10 protein-coding genes are annotated in these 12,163 nt (G+C 70.7%); 6 read left to right on the top strand and 4 right to left on the bottom strand.

Features of this window, described 5'->3' with window-relative positions:
• The first annotated feature begins 330 nt into the window (after positions 1–330).
• The 5 genes from ACFWOG_RS34405 to ACFWOG_RS34385 all read left to right on the top strand — a co-directional run bounded on the left by ACFWOG_RS34405 (position 331) and on the right by ACFWOG_RS34385 (position 4,151).
• A complete protein-coding gene (locus tag ACFWOG_RS34405) occupies positions 331–1,482 on the top strand; it encodes a glycosyltransferase (protein ID WP_329952674.1) in 1,152 nt (383 codons plus the stop codon).
• A 243-nt stretch (positions 1,483–1,725) separates the two neighbouring features.
• Positions 1,726–2,439, top strand: coding sequence for an LURP-one-related/scramblase family protein (locus ACFWOG_RS34400; protein ID WP_380363170.1), 714 nt, complete (start codon positions 1,726–1,728; stop codon positions 2,437–2,439).
• A 255-nt stretch (positions 2,440–2,694) separates the two neighbouring features.
• Complete coding sequence (locus tag ACFWOG_RS34395; RefSeq protein ID WP_329875280.1) at positions 2,695–3,141, top strand: peptidase inhibitor family I36 protein; 447 nt, start codon at positions 2,695–2,697, stop codon at positions 3,139–3,141.
• Between the two features lie 114 nt (positions 3,142–3,255).
• A complete protein-coding gene (locus tag ACFWOG_RS34390) occupies positions 3,256–3,693 on the top strand; it encodes a peptidase inhibitor family I36 protein (protein WP_329952672.1) in 438 nt (145 codons plus the stop codon).
• Between the two features lie 32 nt (positions 3,694–3,725).
• Positions 3,726–4,151 (top strand): peptidase inhibitor family I36 protein, encoded by a 426-nt coding sequence (locus ACFWOG_RS34385; protein WP_329875284.1) that lies wholly within the window; start codon positions 3,726–3,728, stop codon positions 4,149–4,151.
• Positions 4,152–4,412: 261 nt separating this feature from the next.
• On the opposite strand, the gene ACFWOG_RS34380 is transcribed toward ACFWOG_RS34385, so the two are convergent.
• Positions 4,413–6,383: a ricin-type beta-trefoil lectin domain protein gene (locus tag ACFWOG_RS34380; protein WP_380363167.1), complete on the bottom strand. Its 1,971-nt coding sequence runs from the start codon at positions 6,381–6,383 to the stop codon at positions 4,413–4,415.
• A gap of 303 nt (positions 6,384–6,686) precedes the next feature.
• Positions 6,687–8,414 carry an amidohydrolase family protein gene (locus ACFWOG_RS34375; protein WP_329881506.1) on the bottom strand — a complete coding sequence of 576 codons (1,728 nt, stop codon included), beginning with the start codon at positions 8,412–8,414 and terminating at the stop codon, positions 6,687–6,689.
• A gap of 734 nt (positions 8,415–9,148) precedes the next feature.
• Here ACFWOG_RS34375 and ACFWOG_RS34370 point away from each other — a divergent pair.
• The gene (locus ACFWOG_RS34370; RefSeq protein ID WP_380363173.1) at positions 9,149–10,729 is read left to right on the top strand and encodes a carbohydrate binding domain-containing protein; all 1,581 of its coding nucleotides are present in this window, start codon (positions 9,149–9,151) and stop codon (positions 10,727–10,729) included.
• Positions 10,730–10,907: 178 nt separating this feature from the next.
• Here ACFWOG_RS34370 and ACFWOG_RS34365 read toward each other — a convergent pair whose 3' ends face one another.
• Positions 10,908–11,270: a hypothetical protein gene (locus ACFWOG_RS34365; RefSeq protein ID WP_329881505.1), complete on the bottom strand. Its 363-nt coding sequence runs from the start codon at positions 11,268–11,270 to the stop codon at positions 10,908–10,910.
• Between the two features lie 200 nt (positions 11,271–11,470).
• Entirely contained in the window at positions 11,471–11,698 is a 228-nt protein-coding gene (locus ACFWOG_RS34360) for a hypothetical protein (RefSeq protein WP_329952670.1), read from the bottom strand.
• Positions 11,699–12,163 lie beyond the last annotated feature (465 nt).

Raw genomic sequence — 12,163 nt, 5'->3', positions numbered from 1 at the left:
CCGCACCGCGCTCCCCCCCCACCACCCTCACCGGCCCGCCCCTGCGCGGCGGGACCCCCACCACCTCACCCCGGGGGCACCTCCCGCCGCGGGCCGCCCTCCACCCGAGCCGGGCCGGCGGCCGCGTCGTTGTCCGCTCCCGCGCAGGGGCGGGCGAACGCGGCCTCCGACAACGCCGGGGAGCGCGCGGACCGCGCCGGGCGGGCCCCTGCCGCCTCGCCCGGTACGAGAATGTCCGGTTATCGATCGTACCGGGAGCAGCGATGACGGTTCATCAGATGATGGCGCGTGCGGGCCCCGCCCGCGCCCTTCCGAATTAGCGATCATTCGATGAACGACCTGGAGACTGTCGTGCGCATACTCTTCACCGGCCCGGGCGCGCCCACCCACCAGTTCCCGATGGTGCCGACCGCGCAGGCCCTGCGGGCCGCCGGGCACGAGATCCTGTTCGCCGTCCCGAAGCCGTTGGAGCCGATCCGGGGGGCCGGCTTCCCGATCGTGGAGATCGGCGACGGCCGGTCCCTCAAGGACTCCTTCGAGGCCTTCGAGGGCGAGACCATGCGCTTCGCCCGGCCGGAGATGACCCAGGACGAGATCCTCGAACGGGCCGCGGCGGCCTTCGCCCACGCCTCGCGCTCCACCGTGGACGACCTGCTGGCCACCGCCGACGGCTGGGGCGCGGACCTCCTGGTCCACGACTCCTGCCTGGCCTCCGCCCAACTGGTCGGCGCCAAGCTCGGGATCCCGACCGCGCTCCAGAACTTCGGCGTCATCTCCGGCCTCTCGCTGGCCGCGCGGCTGGCAGGTCACTTCACCGACGTCTACGAGGCGTACGGGGTGGCCGCCCCGGCCGAGTCCACCGCGCTGAACGTCGTCCCGGCCTCGCTCGGCGGCGACCCGGGCGGGCTGCGGATGCGCTACCTCCCCTTCAACGGCGGCGGCGTGGTTCCGGCCGGCCTGCTGCGCCGGAGCGTCCGGCCGAGGGTCGCGGTCACCCTGGGCACCGTGGTCACGGAGGTGGACGGCGTCCACGCGATCGCCCGCCTGATCGAGGCCGCCGCCTCGGTCGACGCGGAGTTCCTGCTCGCCGTCGGCGGCGCCGACCTCAGTGACCTCGGAACCCTTCCGGACAACGTCCGCCCGCTGCCGTGGACCCCGCTGGCGGAGTTGCTGAGGGTCTGCGACGCGGTGATCCACCACGGTGGGTCCGGCAGCACGCTCACCGGCATGCAGGCCGGCGTGCCGCAGCTCATCCTCCCGCAGGGCGCCGACAGCTTCGCCGTCGCCGACGCCCTCGCCGCCACCGGCGCGGGCCTGCGCTCCGCGTCGGGCGACGTGGACGCCGCCCTGCTCGCCCGCCTCGTCGCGGACCCGGAACTCCGCGCCGGCGCGCTCCGGCTCCGCGCCGAGAACGACGCCCTCCCCACGCCCGCCGCCGTCGTCCCCGAGATCGAAGCCCTCGTCACCGCCGCCGCCCGCTGACTCCCGGGCCCCGACCGGCGCACCCGTGGCGCGGTCGCCGAAGGGTTCGAGCGGCCGGATCGTTCGCAGACGGGCGGGCTCCTGACGTGACATCGGTCACACCCGCGGCTTCGAACACCGGCCGGCCGTCGCTCGCAACACCCGAACGCGCAGGCCGCAGGCCCTGTTCGGGGTCTCGGACGAACCCGGGCCGTTCGAAACGATTCTGGCTACCGGAGGAGGATTGAGCCTAACCTGCCCGCCATGTCGAACACGCCCGGTATCCCCGGGCAGCCGGCCGCTCCGGTCGGCGATTTCGCCAAGGTCCAGCGCCAGGTGCAGCAGCAGGCGGGCGTCGGACCGGTCCACGGTGGTGGCGGCACCCTCTTCTCCGAGCCGGTCCTGGTGGTGAACCAGAAGGCCAAGCTGATCGAGCTGACCAACGAGTACTCGGTCTTCGACCAGCAGGGCGCCACCCTGGGCTCGGTGGTCCAGGTCGGCCAGAGCGGACTGCGCAAGGCGATACGGCTGCTCACCTCCCTCGACCAGTACCTGACCCACAAACTGGAGATCCGCGACGCGCAGGGCACTCCGGTGCTGCTGCTCACCCGCCCGGCGAAGTTCATCAAGTCGCGGGTGGTCGTGCAGCGTCCGGACGGCCAGGAGGTCGGCCAGATCGTTCAGCAGAACGCCATCGGGAAGATCAATTTCGCGCTGGAGGTCGGCGGACAGAAGGTCGGCGCCGTCAAGGCGGAGAACTGGCGGGCCTGGAACTTCTCCATCGTCGACGGGACGGACACCGAGATCGCCCGGATCACCAAGACCTGGGAGGGCCTGGCGAAGACGATGTTCACCACGGCCGACAACTACGTGCTCCAGATCCACCGCCCGCTCGCCGACCCGCTGCTCAGCCTCGTCGTGGCGACCGCGCTGACCGTGGACACGGCGCTGAAGCAGGACGCCCGCGGCTTCGGATAGCCGTTGCCCGCACGGTGTTCACGGCCCCGCCTCCCGACCGGGAGGCGGGGCCGTGCACGTGGAACCGCCGTGTGTGGCGTCGGTGTCGGCCTCGGCTTCGAGAGCAGTCGTTCGAGAGCAGTCAAATGACTGATGCCGCCCGTGCGGCCCCGACGGCACAGTGGAGTTGCTCCGGGGGCGGACACGCCGGAGCGACACCCCTGGCAGCCGGCGCGGACGCGCCGGTCAGGGCCGACGGAGAAGGCGGAGGAGATCATGAGGAACCTGAGGCGAACGGTGATGCGGGTGGCGGTGGGCGCTGCCGCGCTGGTCGGGGCGGTCACCGCCACGACGACGAGTGCGAACGCCTACGTCCTCACCGACATTCAGACCGGATCCGGCAAATGCCCCGCCAACTGGGTGTGCCTGTGGAGCGAGAACAACTTCGTCAGGGGGAATCCGGCGAGCGGGTACGACTACGGGGCCGTGGGTTCGGACCAGAACGTCTCGGACATGGGGAAGTTCACCTACGAGAGCAAGCTCTTCCGCTGGAAGGGCATGCAGGATTCCGCCTCCTCGGTCGTGAACAACACGGGGAGCAGCATCTGCTTCTACGAGCACAACGGGTACTCCGGACTGGAGTTCAGGATCGGTCCCTCGGAGAAGTGGGCCTCCGTCCCGTCGTGGATCAACGACAGGATCAGCTCCTTCAAGTTCTGCTGATCCGGCCCCGTCGGCCCTGTGGACGACGAACGAACCGGTATCCACCAACCCACTGAGTCAACCACCCGAAGCACAGGATCGGCACGGTCGGGCCGAATCCGGAAGAGAGGGACCATGTTCTCGAAAAGCACGATGACGAGGCTCGGAGTGTGTGCTGCTGCCGCGGCCGGGCTGTTCGTGGCCACGGCGACGTCCGCGAGCGCCACCAGTGTCTTCGACATCGGCCACGGGGCCGGCTCGTGCCCCAGCGGCTACGTCTGTCTGTGGTCGGAAGGCAACTTCATTCAGGGGAAGTTCGTCTATGACCACAAGTTCGGGTCCTTCGCGTCGAACCAGAACGTCAGTGACATGGGAAAGCTCGCCCGGAGCTCCACCGGGGACAAGGGCATGCAGGACGTCACGTCGTCGGTGCTGAACAACACGGGGAGCAGCATCTGCTTCTACGAGAACAACGGGTACTCCGGCCTGGAGTTCAAGATCGGCCCCGGGGAGCACTGGCCCTCCGTCCCGTCGTGGATCAACGACAGGATCAGCTCCTTCAAGTACTGCTGACGCTTCCCGGACCTGAACGGACGGTAAGGAAATTGCCCAAGAATTCGGTCAGGCTCGGACTGTGTGCCGCCGCCGTCATCGGACTGATCATGACGGCGGCGCCGTCCGCGAGCGCCACCACGATCCTCGGCATCGGGCAGGGCGCCGGAGCGTGCCCCGGCAATCACGTCTGCCTGTGGTCCGAGAACGACTATGTCGGCGCCACCAGCGGCTCCAAGTTCGGGTCGATCGCGTCGGACCAGAACGTCGCGGACATGGGGAAGCTGAAGCGGGACGGAGCCCTGTGGACGGGGATGCAGGACACCGCGTCGTCGGTGCTGAACAACACGGGGAGCAGTATCTGCTTCTACGAGCACAACGGGTACGGAGGGCTGGAGTTCAGGATCGGCCCCCGGGAGCACTGGCCCTCCGTGCCGTCGTGGATCAACGACAGGATCAGTTCCTTCAAGTACTGCTGACGGGTCGTTGATCCCGCAGTCCGCAACGGGGCGGTCGCGCTCGCGGGTCACGCCCCTGCCGGGCCGGGGTGACCGCGGGTCGCGGCCGTCAGCGCTTCCAGACCGTCGCGCGCGGAATCGCCGGCGCGCCGGGCACGTCGACCAGGGTGGCGTGCCCGGCGATCACTCCCGCCTCGTTGACGAGGGAGGTCCGGGCCGTCCGGCGGGAGGGGCGGACGGCCTCGGCCTCGTGCGCGGGCGGGTGCGGTCAGGGACCGCCGGTCAGAGGAGTTGGAAGGACCACTCCTGCTTCCAGCCGCCCTCGCAGGTCCACACCCCGAGCTGCTTGTGGTCGGAGTCGTGGGTGAGGCAGTTGTCGTCGTCGATCCGGATCCGGTACTTGCCGTCGCCGAGGCTGACGAACTCCCACTTCTGGTTGGGGGTGTTGCCCCACGCCTGCTGTTCGGCGACGTAGGTGTCCGGGTTCTCGGTGAGGTTGAACCCGAGGTCGTTGACGATCCGGTAGCGGTCCCCGCCCAGCGGCTTGACCGTCCAGGTGGACCCCTTGTACCCCAGGATCCCGCCCAGGATCGGCGCACCCCAGCTCGCGGTCTCGTTGGGCGCCGTCGCGCCCAGCCCGTTGGAGAGCTTCAGGAACAGCGGCCGCTCGGTCGGGACGCGGGAGCCGCCTCCGGTCGGGGGCTTCGGGTTCGTCGGATCGGTGGGGCCGGTCGGGTCGGTCGGTGTGATCACGCCGCCGGACGTGGACTCGAGCACCCATTCCTGCTGCCATCCCCGCTTGCACGTCCACACGCCGAGTTGCTTGAAGTCGGAGTCGTGGGCGAGGCAGTCGTCGTCGGAGATCCGGATCTGGTACTTCCCGTTGCCGACTCCGACGAGTTCCCACTTCTGCCGGGAGGAGTTGCTCCACGGCTGGAGCTCGGCCAGGTAGCCGCTGCTCTCGGTGAGCTCCAGTCCGTAGGAGCTGGTGATCCGGTAGCGGCCGCCGCCCACCGGGGCGACCTTCCACTTGGACTCGTTGCCGCCCCGGAGCCCGGCGACGACCGCCGCCCCGGCGGAACCGCCGACCGGGACGGCGCCCAGCCCGTTGTCGAGCTTGAGGAACATGTCGGCGCCGTTGCCGGGCTGGGTCGGGCCGGTGGTGGGCGGGGTGCCGCCCCAGGCCCAGTTCTGGTTGGGCGCGGTCCGGTTGTCCTCGGAGCCGCAGGCCCAGGCCGCCACCGTGCTGCCGTTGGCGGTCCGGCCGCTCAGGTCGTCGATGCAGACGTCCCTGGACCGGTCGTCCTGGTCCGTCATGTGCCGCAGACTGCCGCCGGGCGACATGTGCCAGCGCTGACCGGGGATCTCCAGGCAGTCCCAGACCTGGAGCCTGGTCCCGTTCGCGGTCCTGTTGGCCTCCAGGTCCAGGCACTTGCCGTTGGCGGCCCGGAGCTTGTAGCCGTTGTAGGTCCACCTCTGCGCGTCACCGCCGTTGCACTCCCACATCTGGACGGGGGTGCCGTTCGCGGTGCCGTTGCCGCTGACGTCCAGGCAGGCGTGGTAGCCGGGGCCGCTGGAGTCGGGGGTCAGGCTGCCGGTCCTGGTGGCGTGGCCGGACCGGGCGGGGAAGTGGATGGTGCGCACGTCGCCGTCGCACCTGTAGGGCCGCGCGGTGTTCGCCCGGCAGGTCCACGGCTCCTTCTTGACGCCGTCGCCGTCGTTGCCGACGAACGCCCAGTTCATGTAGCCGCCGTCCCCCCGGTTGCGGAAGGTCGAATCCCCCTGGAAGACCCATATCCGGAATTTGTCGTAACCGGAGGGTTCCTTTTTCTCCTTGTCCAGGAAATGGTTGAGTTTGTAGGTGGTGTCGAGCAGCACCCCCTTCATGTCGGTCTTGTGCTCGTTCGTGAACCACTCGGTGTCGTACAGGTCGGTGCCCACGGTCTTGAACACCATGACGTTGAACCCCGGGAACTTGGCGCTCAACTTCGCCGCCGTGTTCTGGGTGAACTCCGCGTTGTCCAGCTTGTTGACGTTGGCGGCGTTGTGCATGAGCTTGATCATGTCGAAGGTGGAGCTGATCAGCGAGGACATGCAGTTGCCGCCGCCCGGAACGGCCGGGGTTCCGCAGGTCCTGTCCACGGGGAAGTTCGCCGCCGGAGCGGCCTCGGCCCGCACACTCGGACCGGAGACCACGGCGAATGCGGCGACCGCGAGGGCCAGCGAGCGTTTCAGGCGGGACAGGGGTTTCACGTCGTCATCATCCTTCTTCTCGACCGAGAGATATTTCTCTTCTCGACAGAGACGGATGCTAGACCCCGGAATCCTCCGGCCCGCGACTCCTGACGGCATCCATACGACGGGGCCGGCCGGACTGCCCTTTCGTGCACGACCCCGGTCCGCCGGGTTCTGCGGACCGGCCTCGATACCGGTGACGTCAGGATTGCCGCCGACGGCCCGTGCGCCCGCCCCGGCCCGCGCGCGGGCCGGGCCGGGCCGGGAACGACCGGCGGCCGTGGCCGCCGGTCGTGGTGGGGGCGAGCCGGGGCCGCCGGTTCAGCAGGAGCAGCCCCAGTGCGGGGTGGGCGCGGTCGCCGGGTCGGCCGCCGGGGGCTCGGAGGCCCGGCCGGTCGGTGCGGGCGGGTGGACGGTGGCGCCGGCCTTGATGGTCTCGACGACCTCGATGTCGCGGATCTCCTCCGGATCGACGGTCAGCGGGTTGGCGCTGAGGACGACCAGGTCGGCGAGCTTGCCGACCTCGATGCTGCCCTTGCGGTCCTGTTCGCCGTACTGGTGGGCGGCGTTGATCGTGATCGCGCGGACGGCGTCCAGGGGCGACACCCGGTGCTGGGGCCCGAGGACGGCGCCGGTGCGGGTGCGCCGGGTCACCTGGCTGGACAGCACGGCGATCGAGTTCGGCAGGGCGACCGGCGCGTCGTGGTGCGAGGTGTAGCGCAGGCCCCGGTCGAGCGCCCAGCGGGCGGGGGAGATGGCCTCCGCCCGCTCCTCGCCGAGGACCACCGAGCGGTACCAGTCGCCCCAGTAGTAGGTGTGCATCGAGAAGAAGGAGGGCACGATCTCCAGCCGGGCGAACGCCTCGACCTGCTCCTCGCGGGCCGTCTGCGCGTGGATCGCCACGGTCGGCCGCCGCCCCGGCCCGGCGGCCTCGACCGCCCGGAGGAACTGGTCGATCGCCGCGTCGCCGTTGACGTGCGCCAGGACCTGCCAGCCCCGCTCGACCGCCGTGCCGACCTGCTTGGCGACCACCGCGTCGTCCGGCACCGTCGGGTACCCGCTGTAGCCGTCCGGCTGCCCGGCCGGCGGCGTCAGGTACGGCTTGGTCAGCCACGCGGTGCGCCCCTGCGGCGAGCCGTCGAGGACCAGCTTCACCCCGGCCGCCCGGACGCGGTCGACGTACGTGTCGCTCACGCCGATCGGGTCGTCCAGCGCGGAGGCGAGGGCATCCTCGGCCTTCACGTACGCGACCACGTCGACCGGGAGCAGCACGGCGGCTGCCGTGTCCCGCAGGGCCTTGAGGTTGGCGAGGTTGGTGCCGCCCTCCTGCACCGTGGTGAAGCCGAAGGCCGCCGCGGTGGCCGCGCCCGTGACGAACAGCGCCCGCAGTTCGCGTTCCGGCAGCCCCGCGAGTGCCGATTCCGAGGCCGGGGTGAACGCCTTCTCCTCCAGGACGCCGTCGGGCTCGCCGTACGAGGGCGGGACGGCGAGTTCCCGCCGCCGGATCACCCCGCCCTCGGGGTCGCGCGTGGCGGCGGAGAAGCCGAGCAGCCGCAGGCCGAGGCTGTTCACCGCGCCGAGGTGGAACGACTGGTGGATGGCCAGCACCGGGCGCTCCGTGGACACTTCGTCGAGGTCGTCGCGGGTGGGGTGCCGGCCCTCGTCGAGCATCGCGTCGTCGTACCCGAACCCGATGATCCACGCGGAGTCAGTCCCCGTCGGGCCGTCGGCCCAGGCGCGCAGCTTGTCCTTCAGCGAGCCGATGTCGGTGACGTCGCCGTCCGGCGCGGCCAGCAGGTTGGCGATGACGGTCTGCAGGCCGATGCCGCCGAGGTGTCCGTGGGCATCGATGAACCCGGGCAGGAGGGCGCGGCCTTCGAGGTCCCGTACGACGGTCCGCGGGCCGCTCCAGTGTTCCGCCTCCTTCCGGGTGCCGACGAAGACGATCGTGCCGTCCTTGACGGCCACCGCTTCGGGCGACGCGTCGCTGTGCTCGGCGACGGTGACGATCTCGCCGCCGTGGAGGATGAGGTCGGCCTGTTCGGCCATGCGGGTCTCCCGTTCGGTAGGGGGTGCGAAACCAGGTCCCAACCTAGGAGCCCGGTGGCCGAACGTCGTTGAGAACGGCCGACGTTCACCGGGACGGGTCAATCACCTGCCGGTCCCGCCGGGCCCGGCCGCCACGCGGTCCTCCGGCGCCCGCCGCCCCCGGTGGGGGGAATCCGGCCACCGGGCCACGCCCGTGACGGCCGGCGGCCGGAACTCGCCTGCGGTCGGCCGCTCGAGGGAGGCGGCGGTGGGCGTGGCCACCACCGGGCCGCGGACCGGGTGATCGGTACAACTGCCTTCACCTCCAGTGTACTTGTCGGCCCTTCCGTGCGCGGACCCTCGGCGGGCCGCCCTCGCTCGACCGGGCCGCGCCTCCCGGGATTGGTCCAGACCTATTGACGGGCCTCGCCACCCCTTCTACGATCCGGTCCGGCACAGCCCCACATGTCCCCACCTCACCCAGAGCCGGGCGTCACGCCCCCACGCGTCGGTCATGTCCATGGCGCTCGGCGGGAAGGGAGCACAACATGTTCCGTCGGAGGTCCCGTACTCCGCGTCTGTCGGGCGATTCCCGCCCTGGTGCGAACCCCGGCCGCCTCGAAGGCGACCGGGCCGGGAGCGAGTCGTCCCGAACCCCCCGCCCGCAGCGGGCGGCCGTGGAGCGCGCATCGCACGTGAACCGGACCGGCCGCACCCGGCCCGGACCGGCCGTCCTGCGGCGCTCCCTCGCCGGGATGAGCGCCGCGGCCGTCATCGGCGCCGGCCTCGCGGTGGCCGGCACCGTCACGGCCGGGGCCGTCACCCCCAACCTGGTGGCCAACTCCGGATTCGAGAACGGACTCGCCGACTGGACCTGTTCCGGCGGATCCGGCGCGGCCGTCGGCAGCCCGGTCCGCTCCGGCACCTCCGCGCTCAAGGCGACGCCGACCGGCCTGGACAACGCCCAGTGCGCCCAGACCATCAGCGTGCAGCCCAACTCCCAGTACACGCTGAGCGCGTACGTCCAGGGCAGCTACATCTACCTGGGCGCCACCGGCACCGGCCTCACGGGCACCACCTCCACCTGGACGCCGAGCAGCTCGTCCTACAGCCAGCTCAGCGTGGCCTTCGCCACCGGGGCGAACACCACCTCGGTGACCGTCTTCCTGCACGGCTGGTACGGGCAGCCCGCGTACCACGTGGACGACGTGTCGCTCGCCGGCCCCGGCGGCAACAGCCCGTCGCCGACCACTCCGACGACGCCGCCCACCACGCCGCCCACGACGCCTCCGACCACCCCTCCCACGACACCCCCCACCACGCCGCCCACGACACCGCCCACGACGCCTCCGACCACGCCTCCGACCACGCCGCCGGGTGACACCTGCCCGACGAAGCCCAAGCCGTCGGGCAAGGTGCTGCAGGGCTACTGGGAGAACTGGGACGGTGCCGCGAACGGCGTGCACCCCGGCATGGGCTGGGTCCCCATCACGGACAGCCGGATCGCCGCGCACGGCTACAACGTCATCAACGCCGCCTTCCCGGTGATCCTCTCGGACGGCACCGTCCTGTGGCAGGACGGCATGGACGCCGGCGTCAAGGTCTCGACCCCGGCCGAGATGTGCCGGGCCAAGGCCGCCGGCGCCACGCTCCTGATGTCGATCGGCGGTGCCGCCGCCGGCATCGACCTCAGCTCCAGCACCGTCGCCGACAAGTTCGTGGCGACCGTCGTCCCGATCCTCAAGAAGTACAACTTCGACGGGATCGACATCGACATCGAGACCGGCCTGTCCGGGAGCGGCAACATCAACACCCTGTCCGCCTCCCAGTCCAACCTGATCCGCATCATCGACGGCGTCCTCGCCCAGATGCCCGCGGGCTTCGGTCTGACGATGGCCCCCGAGACCGCGTACGTCACCGGCGGCAGCGTCACCTACGGGTCGATCTGGGGCTCCTACCTCCCGATCATCAAGAAGTACGTCGACAACGGTCGACTGTGGTGGCTGAACATGCAGTACTACAACGGCAGCATGTACGGCTGCTCCGGTGACTCCTACCAGGCCGGCACCGTCCAGGGCTTCACCGCGCAGACCACCTGCCTGAACAACGGCCTGGTCATCCAGGGCACCACGATCAAGGTGCCGTACGACAAGCAGGTGCCCGGCCTGCCGGCCCAACCCGGCGCCGGCGGCGGCTACATGGCGCCGGGCCTGGTCAGCCAGTCGTGGAACGCGTTCAGCGGTTCGCTGAAGGGGCTCATGACGTGGTCGATCAACTGGGACGGTTCCAAGGGCTGGAGCTTCGGCGACAACGTCAAGTCCCTCCAGGGCCGTTGATGTCCCGCTGATGTCCCGCTGATTCCGGGGGCTCCGGTGCGCCGTTGCGCGCCGGAGCCGATCACCGACCGAAACCACCCCTGCGGGTGATCCGAGGCCGCCGAGGGCCCGGATCACCCGCAGGGGTGTGTGCTTCGCAGGGGAAATTTGCAGGGGAAGGGCGGGGCGACCGCGGCTGTCAGGTGTCGGAGTAGCTGAGGTCTCCGACCGTCCAGGCGTTGACGTCCTCGATGGCGATGCGGTACATGCCCCCGGTGTGGGGCAGCGCGAAGTCGCCCTGGAGGATCTTCGCCCGGTGGAGGTGGAGGTGGGTGGGGCGTGCGGGCGGGCCGTCTGCGGGCTGGGCGAAGAGGGCGGCGAACGGCTTCAGGTGATCGGACGCCTGGAGGACCTCCGCCACCCGCTCCCACCACAGGGTCACCGGCGCGAGCCTGCCGGTGATGACCGCGCCTGGGACCACCACGGTCAAGGACATCTGGTTGCTGTGCTCGGATTCGACCATCGCGGCGATGTCGACGAGCAGCCCGTCGGGGTTCGACATGACTCCCAGCCTAGGACACCGTGCCGGGGCCGCCTAGCCTTGCCCGGGGTGGTCTCCACGGCGCTGCCACGGCGCGGCGTTCCCACGGCGTGACCCGTGGGCGTGCCGCCGGCCGATCGGCCGGACGCCCGGCGTCGACGACCGCCGGTGCGTCGGCCGGAGCCGGAGGGACGGGATGAACGGCGAGGTGAGGCGCCGGGTCAGAGCTTGTGCATCGAGGTGTAGGGCTGGGTGATGCGTTCCTGTCGGGATCCGAAGTCGACGAGAACCGCGATGTCGCTGTCGCCCTCGACCCCGATGGCCCGGCCGAGGCCGAACGTGTCGTGGCTGACGCGGTCACCGACGGCGAAGTGTTTGCGCGGCGCTTCGACCCGGGCCTTGAAGGGGCTGGTGGGCAGGTGGCGGTGGACTGCTGCAGATTTCCTCATCCCTTCCAGTATGCGCCGGATATCGCGGGGGTGGGACTTTCCCGAAGCATTCGGGTTGCGCGGGCCGTAACGCCGCGTGTGCCGACGGAACTCCCCGGAACGGGGCGGGGGCGCCGGCCGGGGTGGGCCGGACGGGCCCGGGCGGGCCCGGGGCGCGCCCTGGGGGGGCTGTCGCGGCGACGCCGGGCGCGCCGCACCCGGGCGAGTCGCGCCCGCCCCGGAGGGCCGCGGGCTCGGACGGTGCGGCTGACCGCACCAACAGGCCTACCCCCGGAGTGCGTTGGCCGTCCCGGCGCCCCGGTGCCGGCGACCCCGGGGCGAGGTGTCGAAAAACCCGGGGCGAAATATCCGCCCGCAGCGGGCCGGGGCCTGCTAGAGTCGTGGGTGGTGGATTAGTGGTTGGGCTGAAACATTTTTGGGGGGGATGGTTTATAGTAGGACGACGATTTTTTTAAGGTTAAATAC

Source organism: Kitasatospora sp. NPDC058406, assembly GCF_042722765.1.
Taxonomy (GTDB): domain Bacteria; phylum Actinomycetota; class Actinomycetes; order Streptomycetales; family Streptomycetaceae; genus Kitasatospora.
The sequence above is the reverse complement of the archived record's forward strand: the minus strand, read 5'-3'. Positions and strand labels throughout refer to the sequence as shown.

Bases quoted from the DNA above. Each gene is read 5' to 3' on its own strand.
- ACFWOG_RS34395 (WP_329875280.1), top strand. From the start codon at position 2,695: ATGAGGAACCTGAGGCGAACGGTGATGCGGGTGGCGGTGGGCGCTGCC.
- ACFWOG_RS34390 (WP_329952672.1), top strand. From the start codon at position 3,256: ATGTTCTCGAAAAGCACGATGACGAGGCTCGGAGTGTGTGCTGCTGCC.
- ACFWOG_RS34375 (WP_329881506.1), bottom strand. From the start codon at position 8,414: ATGGCCGAACAGGCCGACCTCATCCTCCACGGCGGCGAGATCGTCACC.
- ACFWOG_RS34400 (WP_380363170.1), top strand. From the start codon at position 1,726: ATGTCGAACACGCCCGGTATCCCCGGGCAGCCGGCCGCTCCGGTCGGC.
- ACFWOG_RS34360 (WP_329952670.1), bottom strand. From the start codon at position 11,698: ATGAGGAAATCTGCAGCAGTCCACCGCCACCTGCCCACCAGCCCCTTC.
- ACFWOG_RS34405 (WP_329952674.1), top strand. From the start codon at position 331: ATGAACGACCTGGAGACTGTCGTGCGCATACTCTTCACCGGCCCGGGC.
- ACFWOG_RS34365 (WP_329881505.1), bottom strand. From the start codon at position 11,270: ATGTCGAACCCCGACGGGCTGCTCGTCGACATCGCCGCGATGGTCGAA.
- ACFWOG_RS34370 (WP_380363173.1), top strand. From the start codon at position 9,149: ATGAGCGCCGCGGCCGTCATCGGCGCCGGCCTCGCGGTGGCCGGCACC.